Origin of the sequence: Pontibacter sp. E15-1, from assembly GCF_022601975.1 — a bacterium.
Classification (GTDB): Bacteria; Bacteroidota; Bacteroidia; order Cytophagales; family Hymenobacteraceae; genus Pontibacter.
The window spans coordinates 103602-126268 of sequence record NZ_JAKVIR010000012.1; the positions used below are offsets into that span (position 1 = coordinate 103602).

19 protein-coding genes are annotated in these 22667 nt (G+C 53.8%); all 19 read left to right on the forward strand.

Features of this window, described 5'->3' with window-relative positions:
* The first annotated feature begins 252 nt into the window (after positions 1–252).
* The 19 genes from MKJ04_RS10175 to prfB all read left to right on the forward strand — a co-directional run bounded on the left by MKJ04_RS10175 (position 253) and on the right by prfB (position 22326).
* On the forward strand, positions 253–516 hold the full coding sequence (locus MKJ04_RS10175) for a DUF4212 domain-containing protein (protein ID WP_241641525.1): 264 nt from the start codon (positions 253–255) through the stop codon (positions 514–516).
* Between the two features lie 18 nt (positions 517–534).
* Entirely contained in the window at positions 535–2226 is a 1692-nt protein-coding gene (locus MKJ04_RS10180) for a sodium:solute symporter family protein (protein ID WP_241641526.1), read from the forward strand.
* 575 nt (positions 2227–2801) lie between these two features.
* Complete coding sequence (gene acs, locus MKJ04_RS10185; RefSeq protein ID WP_241641527.1) at positions 2802–4700, forward strand: acetate--CoA ligase; 1899 nt, start codon at positions 2802–2804, stop codon at positions 4698–4700.
* Between the two features lie 366 nt (positions 4701–5066).
* Positions 5067–5930: a hypothetical protein gene (locus tag MKJ04_RS10190; protein WP_241641528.1), complete on the forward strand. Its 864-nt coding sequence runs from the start codon at positions 5067–5069 to the stop codon at positions 5928–5930.
* A gap of 259 nt (positions 5931–6189) precedes the next feature.
* A complete protein-coding gene (locus tag MKJ04_RS10195) occupies positions 6190–6948 on the forward strand; it encodes a DUF1835 domain-containing protein (protein WP_241641529.1) in 759 nt (252 codons plus the stop codon).
* A gap of 200 nt (positions 6949–7148) precedes the next feature.
* Positions 7149–9344 (forward strand): family 16 glycosylhydrolase, encoded by a 2196-nt coding sequence (locus MKJ04_RS10200; RefSeq protein WP_241641530.1) that lies wholly within the window; start codon positions 7149–7151, stop codon positions 9342–9344.
* A gap of 417 nt (positions 9345–9761) precedes the next feature.
* Positions 9762–10547 carry a copper resistance protein NlpE N-terminal domain-containing protein gene (locus MKJ04_RS10205; protein WP_241641531.1) on the forward strand — a complete coding sequence of 262 codons (786 nt, stop codon included), beginning with the start codon at positions 9762–9764 and terminating at the stop codon, positions 10545–10547.
* Positions 10548–10629: 82 nt separating this feature from the next.
* Positions 10630–11010 (forward strand): group III truncated hemoglobin, encoded by a 381-nt coding sequence (locus MKJ04_RS10210; protein ID WP_241641532.1) that lies wholly within the window; start codon positions 10630–10632, stop codon positions 11008–11010.
* Between the two features lie 196 nt (positions 11011–11206).
* Positions 11207–11632, forward strand: coding sequence for a YwiC-like family protein (locus MKJ04_RS10215; protein ID WP_241641533.1), 426 nt, complete (start codon positions 11207–11209; stop codon positions 11630–11632).
* A 129-nt stretch (positions 11633–11761) separates the two neighbouring features.
* A complete protein-coding gene (locus tag MKJ04_RS10220) occupies positions 11762–12940 on the forward strand; it encodes an MFS transporter (protein ID WP_241641534.1) in 1179 nt (392 codons plus the stop codon).
* Positions 12941–13034: 94 nt separating this feature from the next.
* Entirely contained in the window at positions 13035–13745 is a 711-nt protein-coding gene (locus tag MKJ04_RS10225) for a flavodoxin family protein (RefSeq protein ID WP_241641535.1), read from the forward strand.
* Between the two features lie 151 nt (positions 13746–13896).
* A complete protein-coding gene (locus MKJ04_RS10230) occupies positions 13897–14457 on the forward strand; it encodes an NUDIX domain-containing protein (RefSeq protein WP_241641536.1) in 561 nt (186 codons plus the stop codon).
* A 99-nt stretch (positions 14458–14556) separates the two neighbouring features.
* Entirely contained in the window at positions 14557–15357 is an 801-nt protein-coding gene (locus MKJ04_RS10235) for a lysophospholipid acyltransferase family protein (protein ID WP_241641537.1), read from the forward strand.
* Positions 15305–15592, forward strand: a complete 288-nt coding sequence (gene gatC, locus MKJ04_RS10240) for an Asp-tRNA(Asn)/Glu-tRNA(Gln) amidotransferase subunit GatC (protein WP_241641538.1) — start codon at positions 15305–15307, stop codon at positions 15590–15592. The genes MKJ04_RS10235 and gatC overlap by 53 nt, the downstream gene beginning before the upstream one ends.
* Positions 15593–15718: 126 nt before the next feature.
* Positions 15719–18760, forward strand: a complete 3042-nt coding sequence (locus tag MKJ04_RS10245; RefSeq protein ID WP_241641539.1) for a tetratricopeptide repeat protein — start codon at positions 15719–15721, stop codon at positions 18758–18760.
* 10 nt (positions 18761–18770) lie between these two features.
* Positions 18771–19499: an ABC transporter ATP-binding protein gene (locus tag MKJ04_RS10250; RefSeq protein ID WP_317246713.1), complete on the forward strand. Its 729-nt coding sequence runs from the start codon at positions 18771–18773 to the stop codon at positions 19497–19499.
* Positions 19496–20044: a cob(I)yrinic acid a,c-diamide adenosyltransferase gene (locus MKJ04_RS10255; protein ID WP_241641540.1), complete on the forward strand. Its 549-nt coding sequence runs from the start codon at positions 19496–19498 to the stop codon at positions 20042–20044. The genes MKJ04_RS10250 and MKJ04_RS10255 overlap by 4 nt, the downstream gene beginning before the upstream one ends.
* A gap of 28 nt (positions 20045–20072) precedes the next feature.
* Positions 20073–21146 (forward strand): branched-chain amino acid aminotransferase, encoded by a 1074-nt coding sequence (locus MKJ04_RS10260; RefSeq protein WP_241641541.1) that lies wholly within the window; start codon positions 20073–20075, stop codon positions 21144–21146.
* Positions 21147–21248: 102 nt separating this feature from the next.
* Positions 21249–22326 (forward strand): peptide chain release factor 2 gene (gene prfB / locus MKJ04_RS10265; RefSeq protein WP_241641542.1). Its coding sequence is split into 2 segments (ribosomal slippage): positions 21249–21308 and positions 21310–22326, totalling 1077 coding nucleotides; the frame shifts between segments, so codons are not numbered across the junction.
* The last annotated feature ends 341 nt before the right edge of the window (positions 22327–22667 follow it).

Below are 22667 nucleotides of genomic sequence, written 5' to 3' on the forward strand. Positions count from 1 at the left end.
GCCCTATCCATACCGCCTACAGGATGTATGGCAATGCCCTGCCGTTAACCGGCATCAGCGCTATTCAGTGTGGTCAGACAGAAGACTTTCTGCTGAGTGGGCACCTGCCAAACGCAACATCCACTGCCTTACTCAACCGCATTCTACGGACCCTAACGGCCTCAGGTACAGGTAGGGCGCGTGGCTACAGGCAACAGTTTATTTGTAGGCAAAACTTATCAACGACACGCTAAAAACCCCTATACTTATACCATGGAAAATCAAAAGAAAAGAATGCAGGAATACTGGCGGCGCAACGTGCGCATCCTGCTCACGCTGCTGGGGCTCTGGTTTGCGGTGTCATACGTGTTCGGTATTCTGCTCGTGGATGAGCTGAACCAGTTCCGGTTGGGCGGCTTTAAACTGGGCTTCTGGTTTGCCCAGCAGGGGGCCATCTATTGCTTTGTCGTGATCATCTTTGTCTATGTGATTCTGATGAACAAGCTGGACAAAGAGTTTGATGTGAACGAAGACTAACGCTAATAACGCAAAACAATGGGAATTTTAACCTGGACATATATCCTCGTGGGCATCACCTTCGCCCTTTACATCGGCATCGCCATCTGGTCGAGGGCCGGTTCTACCAAAGAGTTTTACGTGGCGGGGGGCGGCGTGAGCCCGCTGGCCAACGGTATGGCCACCGCCGCCGACTGGATGTCGGCCGCGTCCTTCATCTCAATGGCGGGCCTGATCTCGTTTATGGGCTACGACGGCTCGGTATACCTCATGGGCTGGACGGGCGGTTATGTGCTGCTGGCTCTGCTGCTGGCACCCTACCTGCGCAAGTTCGGCAAATTCACGGTGCCTGATTTTGTGGGCGACCGCTACTACTCCAGAACAGCCCGACTGGTGGCCCTGGTGTGCGCCATTTTCGTGTCGTTTACCTACGTGGCCGGGCAGATGCGCGGCGTGGGCATCGTGTTCTCCCGCTTCCTGGAGGTACAGATCGAGACCGGTGTGGTGATCGGGATGGTGATTGTGCTGTTTTATGCCGTGCTGGGCGGTATGAAGGGCATCACCTATACCCAGGTGGCGCAATACTGCGTGCTGATGTTTGCCTATATGGTGCCGGCCATCTTCATTTCGGTGATGCTGACCGGCAACCCGATCCCGCAGCTGGGCCTGGGCAGCACGCTGAGCGACGGCACCTACCTGCTCGACAAACTGGACGGCATGCTGACGCAGTTGGGCTTCGCGGCCTATACCGATGGCAGCAAAGCCACCATCGACGTCTTCTTCATCACGGCCGCCCTGATGGTGGGCACGGCCGGTTTGCCCCACGTGATCGTGCGCTTCTTCACGGTGCCCAAAGTGAAAGACGCCCGTAAGTCTGCGGGGTATGCGCTGGTGTTTATCGCCATCCTGTATACCACGGCACCCGCTGTTGGCGCTTTTGGGATGTTTAACATGCTGAACACCACCAGTAACCGGGAGATCGCCTCGCTGCCACAGTGGGTAAACAACTGGCAGAAAACCAACCTGATTGGGTATGAGGATAAAAACGGCGACGGGCGCATCCAGTACGTGAAGAACCCGGAGCAGAACGAGCTGACGATCGACAAAGACATCATGGTGCTGGCCAACCCGGAGATCGCACGCCTGCCCAACTGGGTGATCGCGCTGGTGGCGGCGGGTGGCCTGGCAGCGGCCCTCTCCACAGCGGCCGGTCTGCTGCTCGTGATCTCCACGTCCATCTCCCACGATTTGCTCAAAAAGACTTTCAAGCCTGATATTACAGAGAAAAACGAACTGCTGGCGGCGCGTCTTTCCGCTGCGGCGGCGGTGGTTGTCGCGGGATACTTCGGTATAAACCCTCCGGGCTTTGTGGCCGAGGTGGTGGCCTTCGCCTTTGGGTTGGCTGCGGCGTCCTTCTTCCCGGTCATCATTATGGGCATCTTCTCGAAGCGCATGAACAAGGAGGGCGCGATCTCCGGTATGATTTCCGGCCTGCTGTTCACCATTTCCTACATCGTGTACTTTAAGTTTGTCAACCCAGCGGCCAACGTGCCGGAGAACTGGTGGTTTCATATTTCTCCGGAGGGCATCGGCACGCTTGGCATGCTTCTGAATTTTCTCGTATCTTATGTGGTCTCCAGGTTTACACCTGCGCCACCGGCGCACGTGCAGGATTTAGTGGAAGACATCCGGGTTCCGCGCGGGGCAAGTGCCGCCACCGTGCATCATTAACCGGCGCATACATTCGTGCGCTGCTGTTAAGCGAGGCACGGGAACAGGCCAGGGCAAACGGTCGGCTCCCGTGCCTCGCTTCATGCAGGAAACAGTTTTCAGAGTCGGGGTATGGATAAGAGCATGTTTAAATTTCGTTTTTCGAAGCGAGAATTGTTCAGGAAGGGTTCTGGCGAAGCGTTTTTTGAACCGCATAGCAGCGCTATGGGGTGATAAAAAGGCGAAGTCAGGTTCCTTTATGAACAATTTGCAGCCCAAAAGATGAATTTTAAACATGCTCTAAGTGCCAAAGGGGTGCGCAACAAAATAAAAGGCAGACGACTATTATTATCTATACCCTGTTTCTGGCGCGGCACCCTTGAACTGTTTATCTTTAATAGAGGCGCGGGTATCCGGGGCTGATGGGTACATGCCGAAGCCATATACCACGCGTTTCCTGCCCCACAAGAGAAAGGGGACCGTTATTCAGCTGACCATAGCGAACATGCTAGTAGCGGCGAAAGCAAGTGGCACCGGCAACGCGTTCAGCTGTAGAATTTACTGTAAATCTTAAACGAAATAAAACTACTTCAGTCATGATGAACTACCAAGTGAAGACATTTGAAGAATACCAGGATGCCTACCAGCGCAGCGTAGAAAACCCGGAGGGGTTCTGGTCTGATATAGCCGAAACGTTTACCTGGCGCAAGAAATGGGATAAAACCCTGGAGTGGAACTTTGACGAGCCGGATATAAAATGGTTCCAGGGAGGTAAGCTCAACATTACGGAGAACTGCCTGGACCGCCACCTGAAAACCCGGGGCAACAAGCTGGCCCTGATCTGGGAGCCCAACGACCCCAAGGAAAGATACATCCGGTATACCTATCGCGAGCTGCACGAGAAGGTATGCCAGTTTGCGAACGTGCTCAAAAACAACGGGGCCAAAAAAGGCGACCGCATCTGCATTTACATGCCCATGATTCCGGAGCTGGCCTTTGCCGTGCTGGCCTGCGCCCGCATTGGGGCCATCCACTCGGTGGTGTTTGCCGGCTTCTCGGCCTCGGCCATGGCCGACCGTATCAACGACGCGCAGTGCAGCATGGTGCTGACAGCCGATGGCCTGAACCGCGGCTCGAAGCAGATACCCGTGAAGCGGGTGGTGGACGAGGCGCTGGAGCAGTGCGACAGCGTGCGGAAAGTAGTGGTGGTGGAGCGCCTGGGCTGGGCCGTGAACATGGTGGAAGGCCGCGACGTGTGGTACCACGAAGAGGTGAAGGGCGTGAGCAAAGAGTGCCCAGCCGAGGAGATGGATGCCGAGGACATGCTGTTTGTGCTGTATACCTCCGGCTCTACGGGCAAACCGAAGGGCGTGGTGCATACCTGCGGCGGCTACATGGTATACGCGCAGTACAGCTTCAGCAATGTGTTTCAGTACCAGGAAAGCGACGTGTATTGGTGTACCGCCGACATCGGCTGGATAACTGGCCATACCTACCTGCTGTATGGTCCGCTGCTTTCGGGGGCTACTTCTGTGATGTTTGAGGGCGTTCCGACTTACCCGGACAACGGTCGTTTCTGGCAGGTCTGCGATAAGTTCGGTGTATCCATTTTCTATACCGCCCCAACGGCGATTCGCGCGTTGATGGGCGGCGATATCGAGGATGTGCTCTCGTATAGCCTCGACTCGCTGCGGGTGCTGGGTTCTGTGGGCGAGCCCATAAACGAGGAGGCCTGGCATTGGTACCACCGCCATGTGGGCAAGGGCCGCTGCCCGGTGGTAGACACCTGGTGGCAGACCGAAACCGGCGGCATCATGATCTCGACGCTGGCTAACGTAACGCCAATGAAACCAAGCCACGCAGGCCTGCCGCTACCGGGCATACAGCCGATACTGGTAGACAGCGACGGCAACGAGATAACCGAAAATGGCGTGGAAGGCCACCTGTGCATGAAGTTTCCGTGGCCGGGCATTATCCGAACAACCTATGGCGACCACGAGCGTGCCCGCCTCAGCTACTTCTCAACCTACAAGGGCCTCTACTTTACCGGCGACGGGGCCAAGCGCGACGAGAATGGCCTGTACCGCATCATTGGCCGCGTAGACGATGTGATCAACGTGTCGGGCCACCGTTTCGGGACAGCCGAGATAGAGGAAGCCATCAACCACAACGAGAATGTAGTAGAGTCGGCGGTGGTGGGCTACCCGCACGATGTGAAGGGGCAGGGCATCTATGCCTTCGTGACGCTGAAAGACCGCCCGGAGCACGTGGACTGGCTACGCGCCGAGATCATCGAGACCGTGGTGGAGAGGATCGGAAAGATTGCCCGCCCGGATAAGATACAGATCGTGAGCGGCCTGCCGAAAACGCGCTCCGGCAAGATCATGCGCCGCATCCTGCGCAAGGTAGCCGAAGGCGACACCTCCAACCTCGGCGACACCTCCACGCTGCTGGACCCAACAGTGGTAGAGGAGATTAAGGCAGGTGCGTTGTAAGCGTTTTTGTATTTAAAGGAAAGCCCTGTAGCATCGTGCTGCAGGGCTTTTTTTATGTATTGCTGTTTTTCATGCTGCCCAAAGCCGTTCTATCGAAGTGCCAACAAAGTTGAGCTCGGAAGGGAAGTATGCTAGAAGGATATACCTGTAGATATGGGATATTGAAAGTTGAAACTTTTAAAATAAAAAAGAAGCGTATGGATTCCATTGGAATTCTTATATTGTAATGACGATATACAGTGAATGAAATGAGTTGCTAAGGTGCATAACGTGCTAAAAAAGAAAATTGTCCTGTATCAGTTATTTCCACCTATAGTGCAGATAAGCCGAATAGACCTCCGTTTATCTGCTAGTTGGCAAACATTTATGAACGAACAACAAAGAACAAGCATAGAAGCCTTAATGTTAGTTAATGACTTGTCTTTGTCTAATCAAAAAGCAATTCTTACTGAATTAAATTCTCTTCTTATAGAATGTACTCAAGATTTATATGATAATGGAATAAAATTTGAGGATGCAGGACTTTTTGAAAAATTGCTATTTCAAATAATATTTCATAATGAAACACTTTTAACCCTTACAAGTGGGAAATTAATTGAAATTCGGGATAAGCAACTAAAAATAAATGACCTAACAGCTGTTTACTCTATTGCAAGACTTCAAATTGAAACATTCATTAATTTATCTTACATATTTTTTGTCGACTCTGAATATTCTAAAGAAATAAGAGCATATGTTTATAAAATACAGGGATTGAGGAAACAAATTGAGCTGACTAAAAAGCATCCAAAGGATTTTGAACCGATTATAAAAATGAGGAATGAACTGGCTGAAGAATTAAGGAAAATCAGAAAGTTGGATGAATTCAAAAGATTACCTTTTTCTAAAAGAAAAAGATTTATAAATCCATCATATGCAAGATTAATTAAATTGGACGAAATATATCCTTTAATAAAAATTGGTAACATATCAAGAACTCATTCTTTGTATTCAAATCATATTCACTCGGAATATATAAGCATTCGTCAATTAAAATCTGCGGTAAATGATAATTCTCAATACGAAAGTTCATTTTCGACTGTGACATTATTGTGCTCAAGAATTACATCTTTGGTTATCACCAATGTGGTTGAACAATATGAATTAAAAAATTATTCTTACTCTAAAGCACCTTTGAAGCTGAAAAAAGTAATTGAATCAATAAATAAATTGTCAAGTGAATTAAAATAAACGATTTGCCAACACCGTGTATAATTAATGGCTAGTTCAAGCTTACTTACGAAAATCTTCGCGGATTATCTATTCGGTTTTTATTTGCTAAATTATGTGCTTAAACCCCTTATCCCGCAAGTTTAGCGAAAGCGTAACTTGTGGCTATATTTTGCAGCCAGTTTGTAACTGGCATATTCTGTTTTATAAAAGAATAGCACGATGCAGCAAGCCTATAAAGTCAAGACGTCCTTTATAAGATGCATGCAATTCACCGCGTATGGGCATCTACCACATCTTAAACGGCGACTGCCTGGCAACGCAGTTCAGGGACCTTACTCTCCAGGATGAGGTGATCGTGTGCCGGGAGTGCTTGGTGGAGGGCAAGACCAAAGCCGAAAACCTCACGGATTTTTGGAACACACGGGCTGCCTTTATTGCCGCCACTTATAACGTGCAGCCAAGCACTTATTTCAGCAACACGGTCAAGGAGTTTGAGAAGCTATACCAACTCACCAGTGCATCGGAGGTTTGCCTGTGGTTCGAAAACGATCTCTTTTGCCAGGTAAATATGTGGTTCGTGCTCTCGCTGCTTGCCACGCTCCCGGTGCGCAACGTATACCGGGTGTTCCCGGTGGCGCAGCCCGGCGCGGATAGATGGAGAGGCTTTTCCGACTACTCTCCCAACCTGCTGCTACAGGCTTACCAGGCGAGGGTGCAACTATCACCCGAAGATATGGCCTTAGGACAAAACCTATGGACGGCATACCAGCAGCATGACCTAGAGCAACTGAAGGCCTTGTCGCATACTCCCTCAGACTGCTTTCAGTATCTGGAAGAGGTATGCCAGGCCCACAGCGACAGGTTTCCGGAGGACAGCAACTTGGACAGGCCCGAGCGTGTCATCAAAGAAATACTGAATACCACCGCTACCGACTTCCCGACCGTATTTGCGGAGTTCTCCGCCAGGGAAGGTATTTACGGCTTCAGCGACCTTCAAGTCAAAACGATTTATAACCGCCTGCTCGGGCAAGCATAGTTTTATCAAATATCCACTAAGTGATTGATTACTCATATTAATTATTGGATGTGTGAATTTCTCATTTCTGAAGCTAAAAGTGACGTAGTTATGACGTAGTAACCACGTGCGTATGGTGTACCCAAAACCAGAACAAACTGGTTGTAAGCAAGTACCTTAGGGGTATGAATTATGTACGTGTTAACTTACTTCAGAACATTATGAGAAACAGTTACAGAAAGTGGTTGATCGCAACTTTGATGGTTGCTGCGGCATTTATTTGTCCGAAGATTATTTACGCACAGCAGTGCCCAACAATTGTCTGGGCCGATGAGTTTAACGGCACCACATTGGATGCCAACAAATGGAGCCACCAAACAGGTGACGGCTGTGCCGAGGGCATTTGCGGATGGGGTAATAACGAACTGCAGTATTACCAGGAAAGCAATGTGACCGTAACCAATGGCCAGCTGCACATCACGGCCAAAAAGCAGCGGGTACAGTCCAAGGCCTATACCTCCGGCCGAATCAGGACGATTAACAAAGGCGACTGGGCTTATGGGCGGTTTGAGGCGCGGATAAAGCTGCCAGCGGGCAAAGGCTTGTGGCCAGCTTTCTGGATGCTGTCTACGGACCAGGTATATGGCAACTGGCCTAAGAGCGGCGAGATCGACATTATGGAGTATGTGTCGGCGGAGGCAAATAAGGTTTTGGGCACGATCCATTACGGGGACCTTTACCCAAACAACCAGCACCAGGGAGCTAACTATTATGTAAACTCCGGCGCCTTTTCAGACGCTTTCCATGACTTTGCCATTGAGTGGGAGCCGGGTATAATCCGTTGGTTTGTGGATGACATCCTTTTCCTGACCAAAACGGCCCAAGATGTGGCACCTTATAACTGGCCCTTCGACCAGCGTTTCCATTTCCTGCTGAACGTTGCCGTTGGAGGTAACCTGGGTGGTACCGTGGATGACAGCATCTTCCCGAAGTCCATGGATGTGGACTATGTGCGGGTATACAATGGCTTTAAGCCCTATGCCACTGGCAATCGCGTGGTGCTGAATAAAGAAGCAGGCGTGGCCTATAGTGTTGGCAACCTTGCTGCCGGCACCACGGTGAACTGGACAGTACCAGCTGGCGCTGCCATCGCCTCTGGGCAGGGCACCAGGAACATTGTGGTAAACTTCGGCGACGCCAGCGGCAACGTAACGGCAACCTTCTCCACCTCATGCGGCTCGCAGCAGATTTCCGTGCCAGTAGAGGTAGAGCCTCCCTTTACAAAAGAATTCAGCTTCGAGAACTTCGACCAGCCAGCTACGGCCACACTAGGCACCTATACCGGAACGCACTCAAAAGTAGCGAACCCTTCGGTGAGCGGCGTGAACACGTCGGCCCAGGTGGGTAAATACGTGCGCAACGCGGCGCAGCAGTATGATGTGCTGACCTACAACGTGACCAACATCGCAGACGCCAGCCAGTACACGAGCAAGAGCAAGAAGTTTTACATTGACGTGTACACAAGTGCCCCGGTAGGCACTGAGATTACGCTGCAACTGGAAACAGCGACAGCCACTTCCAGCAATTACCCTACAGGGCGGCATAGCCGGTACACCGGAAAAACGACCGTACAGAACCAGTGGCAGCGCATCCCGTTCACGCTGCTCGACAGGCCAGACCCGGCGGCCTCAAACTCCGGCGTCACCAAAATGATCTTGCTGTTTGCCTCCAACACCTATACCGGCGATACCTATTACTATGATAACCTGGATAGTTACCAGGCGGGTAGCCAGAGTGCCACTGCTACCTCTGTAGCTGTTTCCTCTATCGTAACCGGCACGGTGAGTGCGGCAGGCGGAAGTAAGTATGGCTTAGCCACAGTTACAGTAAAAGACAACCTGGGCAACCCGGTGGCCAACGCAACGGTTTCGGGCACCTTCTCGGGTTCCTATACCGATACCAAAAGCGGCGTGACAGGGGCAAACGGCACCGTAGACATTGTGACTACAAGCACAGCCAAAGGCACTGTCACCGTGAATTTCTGCGTGAACAGCGTAACGCACAGTGCTTTGCCCTATGATGCATCGAAAAACACAGTTACCTGCACCGGGGCAAGTGGTATGAGCGCCAGCACTACGCAAAATATCAGCGCTCCAGTTGCTGCCAGCGTGCAATCTTTCCCGAACCCCTCCAGAGGAGCCTTCTACGTGCAGCTAAACTTGCCGGAAACGAGCAAGGTGCAGTTAACGCTATATGATCTCCAGGGAAAGGTGATAGAGCAGGCACCAGCCGCTAAATTATCCGCCGGAACGCATACCCTAACATTTGGCAAGCCACTTAAAGAGGCAGGGTTATACCTGATCAAAGTACGCGTGAACGAACAGGAGTTCCAACTGCGACAGGTAATTCAGAAATAAACTATTTTATACTTTATTGAAAGGCCTTGGGGAATACCCAGGGCCTTTCTGTTTAGGGCGGGGTATTGTGTTATGTCTTTTCAAATACATACTGTCATTTCGACCAGCGGGAAATCTGAGTAATTGTTTTTAGTGATTTGAGGGAAAGAGCGCCGCCCAGTTGCTTAAAGGAGTAGAAAAGATTGAACCCTGCCACCAACACCTGCTACCTCAAGCTTGGGCAGAAATGCAACTTGATTGCTTCATGCGCTGTTTGGTTCAGCTGCAGATGGATAAAAAACCGCGCATAAGGATACTGCCTGACAAACGTTACAAGCAGTGACAGCGGTTTCCAACTCTTGGAAATAGGCGCTATACCCACAGCGGAAGCAGTTGCCGCTACGCGCAAACACACATAAAACCCCAATGGCGAACAGTATGAAAAAGCAGTTGATTTTATTGGTCACGTTGGCCGCACTGGCCTTCGGTTGCAAAACTGGGCGAGAGCAGCCAGATAGCGCTGATCCGTTGCACAACAGCCAAAACGCCTTAGACTGGAGCGGCAGGTATACTGGTGTGCTGCCCTGCGCCGATTGTGCCGGAATCCGGACTGTGCTTACGCTAAACCAGGATCTGACGTACACGCAGGAGGCACAATACTTGGGCAAGGGGCAGGAAGTATACAAAGACAGTGGCTCCTTTGCCTGGGATAAAACCGGCAGTCGCATTGTTTTGTCCAGCGATTCTATAAGCACTGCGCCCGAAGCATATAAAGTGGAGGAGAATGCGCTGGTTAGGTTAGACCGCAGCGGAAAACGCATACAGGGAGCCTTGGCAGAAAAGTATGTCCTGAAGAAAGCGGGCACCGAAACCGACATCATGGCCACGCACTGGAAGCTCGTGGCGCTGAACGGGCAGCAGTTGGCCCGGCAAGCGAACCAACAACGCGACCCACATTTTGTGCTTCAGCCAGACGGCAACAGCGTAACAGGGTATACAGGGTGCAACTCGTTTGTCGGGACCTATGCACTGTCTGGCAGCAACGGCATCAGATTTTCGAAGATGGCCTCCACGCGGATGGCCTGTTTGCAGATGACGCATGAAAACGCGTATTTGCAGGTAATGGAAACAGCCGACAGTTTCTCGCTGAAAGGCGATACGCTCACCCTGCAGACAGCAGGAGGGGCCTCGCTGGCCAAATTCGTCGCTGCTGACCTCAACTAACACACAAACCCATACCCTGGCCCGGTTTCGGCTGCCATACTTCGAACGCGGGTGTGGCGGCCATATTTTTAGAGAGATGAACATGAAGCAGGACATACAAAACAGGGAGGACATCAGGCGGCTACTGGATACATTTTATACCCGCCTACTGGCAGACGAGTTGATCGGCCATTTCTTCACCCGCGTGGTGAAGCTGGACTGGGAGGTGCATATGCCGGTGATGTATGATTTCTGGGAAACCGTCTTGTTCGGGGAGATGAAGTATAAAGGGAACCCCATGCTGAAACACATCGAACTAAACGGTATGGAAGCCCTGAAGCCGGAGCATTTTGAGCGGTGGCTGGCGCATTGGCAAGCCACTGTTTCCGAGAATTTCAGCGGGCCGAAGGCGGATGAGGCCGTGCAACGGGCGGGCCAGGTGGCAACGCTGATGCAATTTAAGATCGGGCAGCAGCGGAAATAGGCTATGCCGGAAACATGCTCGAGTATGTCTAAATTTCGTTTTTGGAAGCGAAAATTGTTCAGGAAGGGTTCTGGCGAAGCGTTTTTTGAGCCGCATAGCAGCGCTATGGGGTGATAAAAAGGCGAAGTCAGGTTCCTTTATGAACAATTTGCAGCCCAAAAGATGAATTTTAAACATGCTCTTATACTAAACTGATATGGTGAAGGCGATAGTACTTTTGTTTGTGGCAGGTGGCGTGCTTTACTTTGTGTTTTATCCCTTCCTGAAAAACAAAATCAACCGGAAAAAGACGCTTCGTTGGTTTCTTTTCCTGTATGGCGGTGCCCTCCTGATCTCCACGATTGGCTATTATTTTACCGGAACAGACAAACCGGACTCGTTTAAGCAGGGCGTGGAGCTTATAAAGGAGCAGGAAGCGGTAAAATCTAGGATAGGCCAGTTTAAAGCCCTGAACTTTGAGGAAGACGACCTGCCCGGCAAAGCCGACAACCCCGCTGACCTGAAGTTTACCCTGCGGGGGAGCAAAGCCAGCCTGCTGCTAGAGGCCAAGGTAGCCAAAGACGGCGACGGCAACTGGTACCTGATCCGGATAGAGAAAGACAGCCTCCTCAAAAAGCACTGATACTATGGCCTGGCCCAGGGACGGGCATCACATATAGAAGCCAGTATACGCAGCAGCGTGCTGCGTATACTGGCTTCTTCCGTATACACACCGGTATACCTCAATTCGTGGGCCTTAACTGGATCGATAATGAAATACATCACCCGCACTGTCTGGATTTTGTCGATCGTGAGCCTGTTCACCGATACGGCCAGCGAGATGCTATACCCCATCATGCCGCTCTACCTCAAGTCAATCGGCTTCTCCATTATCCTGATCGGGGTGCTGGAGGGAGTGGCAGAGGCCACGGCCGGGCTGAGCAAAGGCTATTTCGGGAAGCTGTCGGACAACACCGGCAAGCGGGTGCCGTTCGTGCAGCTCGGGTATGCCTTCAGCGCCGTTTCCAAACCGTTGCTGGCCCTTTTTATTTATCCGCTCTGGGTGTTTTTCGCCCGCACCATCGACCGTTTTGGCAAGGGCATCCGCACCGGAGCCCGGGACGCCATTCTCTCTGAAGAGGCCACGCCTGCCACTAAAGGAAAAGTCTTCGGTTTCCACCGCTCCATGGACACGCTGGGCGCGGTGCTGGGGCCAGCCCTTGCCTTGCTCTATCTCTATTTTTACCCCGAGGATTACCGCACCCTGTTCTTCATCGCGTTTATACCAGGCGTGTTGGCCGTGGCCGCCTCGCTATACCTCAAAGACAACCGGGAACGCGTGGTAAAGTCCAAAACGACCACCCCCCTTTTCTCCTTTCTCCATTACTGGAAGGACAGCCCGGAAAGCTACCGCAGACTGCTGATCGGGCTGCTGGCCTTCACGCTGTTCAATAGTTCCGATGTGTTTCTGCTGCTAAAGGCCAAGCAGGCGGGCCTCGACGATACCATGATCATCGGCGTGTACATTTTCTACAACCTCGTGTATGCCCTGTTTGCGTTCCCGCTGGGGATTGTGGCTGATAATTTCGGGCTGAAGAAGATGTACCTGGCAGGGTTGGCCCTGTTTGCGCTCGTGTATTTCGGGATGGCGACCACCCACAGCACCTACGTGTTTTTCGGGCTGTTTTTCCTGTACGGCGTTTACGCAGCCGCCACCGAGGGCATTTCCAAAGCCTGGATCAGCAACATGGTGGATAAAAAGGACACGGCAACCGCCATCGGCACTTACTCCGGTTTCCAGAGCATCTGCACCATGCTGGCCAGTTCGCTGGCGGGGTTCATCTGGTTTCAGTTTAGGGCCTCCGCCGTCTTTCTGGTTACAGGCGTTGCCACCCTGCTCATCATCGCTTACCTGCTTTTTGCCGTACAAACAGTGGCCGCAAAGGTATAGGTCCTCAGGGCTGTGCTTGCCACACCAACCTGCTGGTGCGGCAAGCACATTTTATACCATCAAAAAGGCAACGGGCAGGCAAACACAAAAAGATATGGATAAGATTGATTTTTCCGGGCTTCGGGCCATGTACGTAAACTGCACCCTGAAGAAATCTCCGGCCGTGAGCAATACGCAGGGTTTGATGGATGTGGCCATCCAGATCATGGAGAAGGAGGGCGTGACAGTTGACCAGCTACGCCTGATAGACCACGAGGTAGCCACCGGCGTTTACCCCGATATGACGGAACAAGGTTGGGAAAAGGATGAATGGCCGAAGCTGTTTAAGAAAATTTTCGCTGCTGATATCCTGATCATCGGCACGCCCATCTGGTTGGGGGAGAAGTCGTCGGTGGCCCAAAAGCTGATCGAGCGCCTGTATGGTATGAGCAGTAAGATGAACGATAAAGGACAGTACCTGTACTATGGCAAAGCGGGCGGCTGCATCGTGACGGGCAACGAAGACGGCGTGAAGCACTGTTCGATGGGCGTGCTATACGCCCTGCAGCACATTGGCTATTCCATCGCCCCGCAGTCGGATTGCGGTTGGATCGGGGAGATAGGCCCCGGCCCGAGCTACCTCGACAAAGAAGCCAATGCCTTTCAGAACGACTTTACCAACCGCAACACCACCTTCATGACCTACAATCTGCTGCACCTGGCCCGCATGCTGAAAGCCGCCAATGGCTATCCCGCCTACGGCAACTCCCGGAAAGACTGGGACAGCGGCACGCACTGGAGCTTCGAGAACCCGGAGTACCGCTAACTTATCTGTCATTTCGACCTAAGGGAGAAATCTGAGTTTTGCAGCTCTTAACCTAACGCGGGAGGTATAAAATCTCCTCCCATACCTAAAAGCGGAACATCGTATTTTCCATGCGCTTCCGTTATCTTTGCACCGGACCAAAAACCGAGCGATGATTGACGAAACCCACAACCCCTGGACCACCCTTTCCTCTGAGGACGTATACCAGAACCCCTGGATCAGGGTGCGCGAAGACCAGGTGCTCAACCCCAAAGGCGGCGAGGGCATCTACGGCGTGGTGAGCATGAAGAACAAGGCCATCGGCATCATACCCCTCGACGACGAAGGCTATACCTACCTGGTGGGGCAGTACCGCTACGCCCTCAACGAGTACAGTTGGGAGATACCCATGGGCGGCGGCCTGATCGAAAACGACATCCTGGAATCCGCGAAGCGGGAGCTGAAAGAGGAAACGGGCTTTACCGCCGGAAAATGGACCAATATCGCGCGGCTCCATACCTCCAACTCCGTGACCGACGAGGAGGGCTTTGTTTTTCTGGCGCAGGAACTAAAGCCCGGCGAAACCGCTTTTGAAGAAACCGAGGAACTGCACATCAAACGGGTGAAATTCTCGGAGGCCGTGCACATGGCCATGAGCAACCAGATCACCGACGCCATCAGCGTGGCAGGCATCCTGAAGGTTGCGTTGCTGCTGCAACAGCAGGAGGGCTAATCTATACCATTGGTGCCGGGCGGTGCGTTTATACCATACACGGAGCGGCGATATCCCGTTGAATTTGTACAATAAGCGAGAATGATTACTTTTGGATAAATGAAAGCGGTCAAGTATATCGGACAACGGATTTATACCACCTGGTGCTGCACCTGGTTTGTGCTTCCGTTTGTGGTTAGCTACCCTGCGCAGGCGCTCCTGATCCGGAAGGAGAAGTGGTGGCACCGCGTGCACAACATCAACCGGGGCTGGTCTACGGTGTTCCTGCGCATGTTCCTGGCCCCGCTGCAGGTAGAATGGCGCATGAAGTTCGACCCGGCCCGCCGCTATATTTTCACGGCCAACCACAGCTCCTACCTGGATATCCCGATGATGCTGCATACCATCCCCGGATTTCTTAACTTTGTGGGTAAGAGCTCGCTGGCTAAGGTGCCACTGTGGGGCAAGGTATACGATAAATTATACATCACCGTAGACCGCCGCAACCCGGTGAGCAGCGCCCGGAGCTATATAAAATCAGTCAGGACGTTGGAGCAGGGCCGCAATCTGGCGATCTTCCCGGAGGGCACGATCCCGAAAACGGCAGGCGAGAAGCTGATGGCCTTTAAGGACGGTCCGTTTAAGCTGGCCATCGAGAAGCAGCTGCCCGTGGTGCCGGTAACCATGCCCTACAACCAGCACTTCCTGCCCGACCTGGACGGGAAGCTGAAAGTGCGCTGGCACCCGCTCAAGATCATCGTGCACGAGCCGATCGAGACGCAGGGCATGACGCTGGCAAACCTGCCCGAGCTGAAAGAGCGGGTATTTAACATCATTCAAACAGAACTAACGAAACACACTAAGACGCATGTCAACGGATATTCAGACTATCAAGAAATTAGCACACTTAGCCAGGCTTGAGTTTAACGAGGAGAAAGAGCAGGCCATGCTTCAGGACCTGAACAAGATCCTGAACTGGATGGACAAGCTGCGCGAGCTCGACACCACGGCCGTGGAGCCCCTGACGCACATGTCGGAGGAGGTGAACGTGCTGCGCGAGGATATCCGCAAGAACACCGTGTCGCACGAGGAGGCGCTCCTGAACGCCCCTAAAAAAGACTCTGACTATTTCCGGGTACCGAAAGTGCTGGAGTAACCCACTACCATAAGTAAAAAGACAGGTTTGGTTTGCTTTGGCTGCCGGGCAAAGTCCCTGTAGCCAACGCTGCGCGTGCGGGGTTGAATATGTCTTGTGTCTTGATACTTGTGTCGCCTCACCTATATGAACAAAATCAAGTTTTGGAAAGCCTGGGATACTTCTATCAAGTATCCCTATCTTTTTCTGCTGCTGCTGGGAGTGCTGGCCCTGCTCCTGGGGGTATACCATTATTTTACCGGAGAGGACCTGGCCTTTGGCTGGGATAAAATCACGGACCTGCAGGTGGTGCCGGTGCCGGTGCACGAGGTGACGCGCTTGCTGGAGCCCTTCACGCTGGCCGCCGACGGCTACCTGCTCTTCGAGCAGTATGACGTGGGCCTGCCCGCCATCAACACCGTGGCCGCCACTCTGCTGCTGGGTATCCTGGCCATTTGCCTCGCCTTTTACACGGCGGCCATCAGCACCATGCGCCGGCTGCCCTACTTCGGTGGGGTGCTGCTGCTGATGCTCTTTCTGGCCACCTTCAACCTCGATCTGCTGGGCAGCCTCGGCAATGGCGCCAGCCAGATGCTCCTCCTGATCACGATTGGGCTGCTGGCCACCACGAGTTACGCGTTTCAGGCATTCTGGCCGCAGGTCACGTTCTCGCTGCGGCTGCTTGCCATGCTGGTGCTCATCCTGATCGTCGGCCTGATGGTGTATGGCGTGGCCCAGTTCCCGGCCGAGCTGGTGACGCTGCATCTGGTTAGCTACAGCTCCATCGGCGCGCTGGTGGCCACCGTGCTGTTTATGGTATGGGTGGCCTACGAAAATGTGAACGCCCTGCTCTGGCTCAACACACAGGCAAAAGCCCCGGAAAAGCGGCTCAGCATGTGGCAGTTTGTGCTCATCAGCATGCTGTACCTCACCAACCTGGTGCTGCTGTACCTGCGCAACGTGGGCTACCTGCACCTCGACCTGTTCTACATCAACGGCTACGTGATCCTGCTGCTCTCTACGGTGGCGGGCTTTTGGGGCATGCGGCAGCGCGAGGCTTACTACAAGCGCCTTTTCCTGTTCCGCCCCACGGGGGCCGTGCTCTACCTCGTCTTCGCCACCATCGCCTTCCTGAGCATCGGCTACGCCTTTGCCACGGCCAACGATCCGCTCACGGTCTTTTTCCACGACATGATCGTGTACACGCACCTGGCGTTCGGGGCCGGGTTCTTCCTCTACATCATGCTTAATTTCGGGCGGCTGATAGACCAGCGCCTGCCCGTATACAAAGTGGTGTATGAGCCCAGAAGCTTTTCGCTTTTCTCGTTTGCCCTGATGAGCCTGATTGCCTGCGCCATACTGGTGATGCGCACGCAGTACCGATCTTATTTCGATGTGCAGGCAGGGTACTACAATTACCTCGGAGACCTGTATACCGCCTCCGACAACAGCATTCTGGCGGAGCGCTTCTATCAGGAGAGCGACCTGTATGACGCCAACAACGTGAAGGCGAACTACAGCCTGGCTGCCCGCTACCGGCAGCAGAACCAGCGGAACAACGAGATCTTGCGGCTGAAAGACGCCATTGCGAAGCGCCCTAGCCCGAAACTGTACGTGCGACTGGGCAATCTCTACGACGAGAAACAGTTTTTCTTCGAGAAGCTGTACGTGCTGCAGGAGGGGGCGGAGAAGTTCCCGGAAAGTGGCGAGCTCTACAACAACCTGGCCCTGCTGTATGCCCAGACCAGCGTGCAGGACAGCACCGCCTACTACTTCGACCTGGCGCAGCATTACAGCCATGACAAAGACTTTGTGCGGAGCAACAGGCTGGCCTTTTATACCCGCCAGGCCCTGCTGGGCCCCGCCAAGGAAGTGCTGGAAGATAGCCGGTCGGGCAAGAGCAAGGCCCTGCGCAGCAACATGGCTACCCTGCGCCAGCTGCTCGGCCTGGACTGGCAGACCGACGAGACCTTCATGCCCGACTCGCTGCAGGCCGTGGAGGACTTCACGCTGTTTTACAACGAAACCATCAGCCGGCTCGACAAAGGCGACACCACCCGCCTGAAAGGCATCAACGCCTACCTGGCCTCGCCGGCCAACCAGGTGTTTTATACCGATCTGCTCTACCTGAAAGGCCTCGTGCACCATTACAACGGCCTGCCCAAAGAGGGCAGGCGGGTGGTGGAGAACCTGGCCCTGCAGTCGGAGCGCAACAGCGGCTACTACTACAACGCGCTGGGCCAGTGGATGCTGGAGGAGGAGAACTATCGCGCCGCGGCGGCTTACTTTAAGCAGGCAAAAGACCATGGCTATACCTCCGCTTACCTGAGCCATGGGTATGCGCTGGCGCTGGCGCATCAGCCCCGGGAGGCACTGGCGGCGCTTCAGGAAGTAGGCTACACAGAGAATGAGGCGGCCATCGGCGTGGCCCAGGACCTGGCCGAGGTGCTGCAGCAGGACGTGAAAACCATCGCCACCGAGGTGCCCGACAAAGAGAAAGTCCAGTATCTGCTCACCTTCCTGCCCCAGCTCAGCGAGGCAGACATGGAAACGCTGGTGCGGGCCGTGACCGAGAAAGACCTGAAGCGCAGGGCCCTGGTGGCGCGCGTGGCATACCTGTTGGGCAAGCGCCGCTGGGCCGCCGCCTACCAGGCCATACAGGAAGCCTCGCCGCAGCTGCAGCCCGAAGGCGAACTGCGGTCGGCCCTGAACCTGCAGCAGCTGCAGGTATGGCTGCACACCGAGCGCTACGACGCGCTCCTCAACAAGATGGACAAGCTATACCTCACAGACCGCGACAAGCGCAAGGGGCTGTACTTTAAGGCCCGGGTTGCCGAGGCCAGGGGCCGGAAGGAGGAGGCCGCCGCACGGTATGACCAGGCCCTGAAGATGCTCCTCTACGACGAGGAGGTGGTGCTGGCCGCCGCCGACTTCTACAAAAGCTACAAGCCCAAAGGAGAACAGGCCTACAACATCCTGCTCAGCGGCATCACCTATAACCCCTATGCAGCCGGGCTGCAAAAAGCCTACGCGCTGGAAAGCCTGGAGCAAGGGCTGTTCAGTTACGCGGAGCAGGCGCAGGAAAACTTGTGCAGCTTGCTTGATCCGTCAGAATATAGTACATTTAGTGAGAAATTAGAACAGAAACGCCAGGAGATAGCGGCCCGTGCCGACGAATGGCAACAATGAAAAAGGCCGTATGAACGTACTGATCGAAACGCACGACATCTCGAAAATATACCGCATGGGCGCGGAAACCATACACGCCCTTAAGTCGGTGTCTATCACGATAACCAAAGGCGAGTATGTGGCCTTTATGGGGCCGTCAGGCTCTGGCAAGTCTACGTTCATGAACATCATCGGCTGCCTCGACACCCCCACCGGCGGCACCTATATCCTCAACGGCAACGACGTGAGCAACATGACCGACAACGAGCTGGCCGAGGTGCGCAACAAGGAGATTGGGTTCGTGTTCCAGACCTTTAACCTGCTACCCCGCCAGTCGTCTTTAGACAATGTGGCCCTGCCGCTGATTTACGCCGGTTACGGCAAGAGCGCGCGCGAGGAGAAGGCGCAGCGGGCGCTGGAGAGCGTAGGTCTCGGCACCCGCGGCAAGCACAAGCCGAACGAGCTTTCGGGAGGCCAGCGGCAGCGTGTGGCCATCGCGCGCGCCCTGATCAACAACCCCAGCATCATCCTGGCCGATGAGCCCACCGGAAACCTGGACTCCAAGACATCCTACGAGATCATGGAGCTGTTTGAGGACCTGCACTCCAAGGGAAACACCATCATCATGGTGACCCACGAGGAGGACATCGCCAAGTACGCGCACCGCATCATCCGGATGCGCGACGGCCTGATCGAGTCTGACACCATAAACGAGGATTTTGCGACTGCCGGGAAACTGCAGTCGCCGCACCACCCATGAAACTATACACCAAAACAGGCGATAACGGCACCACCGCGCTCATCGGGGGCACCCGCGTGGCCAAGTCTGACTTGCGCATCGAAGCTTACGGCACCGTGGACGAGCTGAACTCCTACATCGGGCTGGTGCGCGACCAGGACGTGAATCAGGGGCGCGCCGCCGTGCTGAAGGAAGTGCAGGACCGCCTGTTTACCATCGGCGCCTTGCTGGCCACCGACCCAGAGAAGTCGAGGATGAAAACCCCCGACCTGCACGAGGAGGACATTGCCCTGCTTGAGCAGGAAATAGACAGGATGACGGCCGAGGTGCCGCCGCTGCGCGCCTTCGTGCTGCCGGGCGGCCACCAGTCTGTCTCCTTCTGCCATGTGGCGCGTTGTGTGTGCCGTCGGGCAGAGCGCCTCGCCATTCATCTGCAGGAGCATTCGCCAGTGGAAGAGCTGGTTATAAAATACCTGAACAGACTGTCTGACTATCTGTTTGCACTTTGCCGTAAAATGACCCAGGAGCTCGGCGCCGAGGAAATAACCTGGCAGCCGCGTGTCTGAAATAATTATCAACAAAAAACAAATCACTATGTCAGTGGATACACTCACTATACCTACTCAGCGTGCCGAAACATCACGCATCTCGGAGGTGGACTTCAACAACCTGCAGTTCGGGAAAACTTTCTCAGACCATATGTTCATGGTCGATTACAAGGACGGAGCCTGGCAGGAGCCGCAAGTGGTGCCTTACGGCAACATGTCGCTGAGCCCGGCCACTTCTTCGCTGCACTATGGCCAGGCCCTGTTTGAGGGGATGAAAGCCTACAAGGACAAGAACGGCGATATCCTTCTCTTCAGACCCTTGGCTAACCTGCAGCGCCTCAACAAGTCGGCGGAGCGCCTGTGCATGCCCGAGTTGCCGGAAGACCTGTTTATGCAGGGACTGGAGCAGCTGCTGAAGCTGGACAAAGACTGGGTGCCTACGCAAGAGGGAAGCTCGCTATACATCCGCCCGGTGATGTTCGCCACAGACGACTACATCGGTGTAAGGGCATCGCTCACGTACCGCTTCCTGATCATCACCTGCCCGGTGGGCAAGTACTACGACAAGCCTGTGAAAGTAGCGGTGGAGCCGCACTACGTACGCTCGGCAGAGGGGGGCGCAGGCTATGCCAAAGCCGCCGGAAACTATGCCGCCGCCTTGCTGCCATCGCGCAAAATGCAGGAGAAGGGGTATGACCAGCTGATCTGGACAGACGCAAAGGAACACAAGTACGTGGAGGAGTCGGGTACGATGAACGTGATGTTCGTGATCGACGACGTGCTGGTGACGCCAAGCCTGAGCACCAGCATCCTGCACGGCGTGACCCGCGACAGCGTGCTGCAGGTAGCCAAAGACCTGGGGTATAAAGTAGAGGAGCGCAAGGTGGCCGTAGACGAGGTGATTGAGGCACAGAAGGCCGGCAAGCTGAAAGAGGCGTTCGGAACCGGAACGGCGGCCATCATCTCGCAGATCGCCCTGATCCACCACGACGGCACCGACTATGAATTGCCAGCCGTGGAAGGCCGCGAGATCTCGAACCGCGTAGCCGAAGAGCTGAACAAAATCAGAACCGGCCAGGCGCCCGATACCCACAACTGGGTGCACAAAGTTAGCCTGTAACAATTAAATCAGAGACGGGTGCTGCTGTATAAGTTGATAGGCTTGTATGGCAGCATTTCGTTTTTTATACAGTATACATCATCTACATAAACACTAAAACCCATGACAACTGAACAGGTTAGGGAGTTAAAGGTCAGAGTTGAGGCCTTGAGGAGGTATCTTTGACTACGCTGCCAAGAAACAGCAAATAGAAGAGACGGAGCAGAAAACCACGGCCCCCGATTTCTGGGATGACCCCAAGGAGGCCGAGAAGATCCTGAAAGAGGTGAAGTTGGTGAAGGTATGGACAGACCATTACGAGGAGGTGGAGAAAGCCGTCTCGGATTTCGAGGTGCTGTTCGACTTTTACAAAGAGGGCGATGTGTCGGAGGAGGACATTCTGCAGGAGTTTAAAAAAGCTAGCGAGGCCGTGGAGGGGCTGGAGTTCAAGCGCATGCTGAGCGGCGAGGAAGACCAGCTGAGCGCCATCCTGGAGATCAACCCGGGCGCGGGCGGCACCGAGAGCCAGGACTGGGCCGAGATGCTGATGCGCATGTACATCATGTGGGCCGAGTCGCACAAGTTTGGCGTGAAGCAGATCAGCTACCAACCCGGCGACGGCGCAGGTATAAAATCGGCCACGCTCGAGATTACCGGCGATTTTGCGTACGGGTACCTGAAGTCGGAGATCGGTGTGCACCGGCTGGTGCGCATCTCGCCGTTCGACTCAGGCGGTCGGCGTCATACCTCGTTTGCCTCCGTGTTCTCATACCCCGTCGTGGACGACACCATCAATATTGAGGTGAACCCAGGCGATATCGATTGGGACACATACCGCGCGGGCGGCGCGGGCGGCCAGAACGTGAACAAGGTGGAAACGGCCGTGCGCCTGAAGCACAAGCCAACCGGTATCGTGATTGAGTGCCAGATCGAGCGCTCGCAGCTGATGAACAAGGAGCACGCACTCCGCATGCTGCGCTCGCGCCTCTACCAGATGGAGATCGAGAAGCGCAACGAGGAGCGCGACCGTATCGAGAGCACCAAAAAGCGCATCGATTTCGGCTCACAGATCCGCAACTACGTGCTGCACCCCTACAAGCTCATCAAAGACATCCGGACCGGTGTGGAGCGCACCGACGTGCAAAACGTGCTGGACGGAGACCTGGACGAGTACATCAAAGCGTTCCTGATGCAGGCATAGCTACCTGTTTCCAGACAAAAAAAAGCAGCGGTACCCTACAGGTGTCGCTGCTTTTTTTCTGCCTTTTTCATACCTAGAGCACTGTAGCTTTTAGGAAGTTGTTGAAAGATGGCACACTCACCAGGCATAACAATTTGGGCGTTTATCAGGCATAACTGTCCTATCATTTTCTTGTAGGGAAACAGCATTTACTGGTATACTATTGCGATAAGTGAGTCAGTACATGCCTGGAAATGATTCAAAAAATCTTTGAGTCACATGTGAAAATATCACAATTACAGGTATTTAATGTTATGGACTGGCCTGTGGTAGTATAGTAAGTAATATAGTGTTTTGCCAGA

Coding starts and splice junctions, on each gene's coding strand:
- MKJ04_RS10205 (WP_241641531.1), top strand. CDS start 9,762: ATGAAAAAGCAGTTGATTTTATTGGTCACGTTGGCCGCACTGGCCTTC.
- MKJ04_RS10200 (WP_241641530.1), top strand. CDS start 7,149: ATGAGAAACAGTTACAGAAAGTGGTTGATCGCAACTTTGATGGTTGCT.
- MKJ04_RS10230 (WP_241641536.1), top strand. CDS start 13,897: ATGATTGACGAAACCCACAACCCCTGGACCACCCTTTCCTCTGAGGAC.
- MKJ04_RS10195 (WP_241641529.1), top strand. CDS start 6,190: ATGGGCATCTACCACATCTTAAACGGCGACTGCCTGGCAACGCAGTTC.
- MKJ04_RS10180 (WP_241641526.1), top strand. CDS start 535: ATGGGAATTTTAACCTGGACATATATCCTCGTGGGCATCACCTTCGCC.
- MKJ04_RS10190 (WP_241641528.1), top strand. CDS start 5,067: ATGAACGAACAACAAAGAACAAGCATAGAAGCCTTAATGTTAGTTAAT.
- MKJ04_RS10245 (WP_241641539.1), top strand. CDS start 15,719: ATGAACAAAATCAAGTTTTGGAAAGCCTGGGATACTTCTATCAAGTAT.
- MKJ04_RS10250 (WP_317246713.1), top strand. CDS start 18,771: ATGAACGTACTGATCGAAACGCACGACATCTCGAAAATATACCGCATG.
- MKJ04_RS10260 (WP_241641541.1), top strand. CDS start 20,073: ATGTCAGTGGATACACTCACTATACCTACTCAGCGTGCCGAAACATCA.
- MKJ04_RS10225 (WP_241641535.1), top strand. CDS start 13,035: ATGGATAAGATTGATTTTTCCGGGCTTCGGGCCATGTACGTAAACTGC.
- MKJ04_RS10210 (WP_241641532.1), top strand. CDS start 10,630: ATGAAGCAGGACATACAAAACAGGGAGGACATCAGGCGGCTACTGGAT.
- acs (WP_241641527.1), top strand. CDS start 2,802: ATGATGAACTACCAAGTGAAGACATTTGAAGAATACCAGGATGCCTAC.
- MKJ04_RS10175 (WP_241641525.1), top strand. CDS start 253: ATGGAAAATCAAAAGAAAAGAATGCAGGAATACTGGCGGCGCAACGTG.
- MKJ04_RS10220 (WP_241641534.1), top strand. CDS start 11,762: ATGAAATACATCACCCGCACTGTCTGGATTTTGTCGATCGTGAGCCTG.
- gatC (WP_241641538.1), top strand. CDS start 15,305: ATGTCAACGGATATTCAGACTATCAAGAAATTAGCACACTTAGCCAGG.
- MKJ04_RS10235 (WP_241641537.1), top strand. CDS start 14,557: ATGAAAGCGGTCAAGTATATCGGACAACGGATTTATACCACCTGGTGC.
- MKJ04_RS10215 (WP_241641533.1), top strand. CDS start 11,207: ATGGTGAAGGCGATAGTACTTTTGTTTGTGGCAGGTGGCGTGCTTTAC.
- MKJ04_RS10255 (WP_241641540.1), top strand. CDS start 19,496: ATGAAACTATACACCAAAACAGGCGATAACGGCACCACCGCGCTCATC.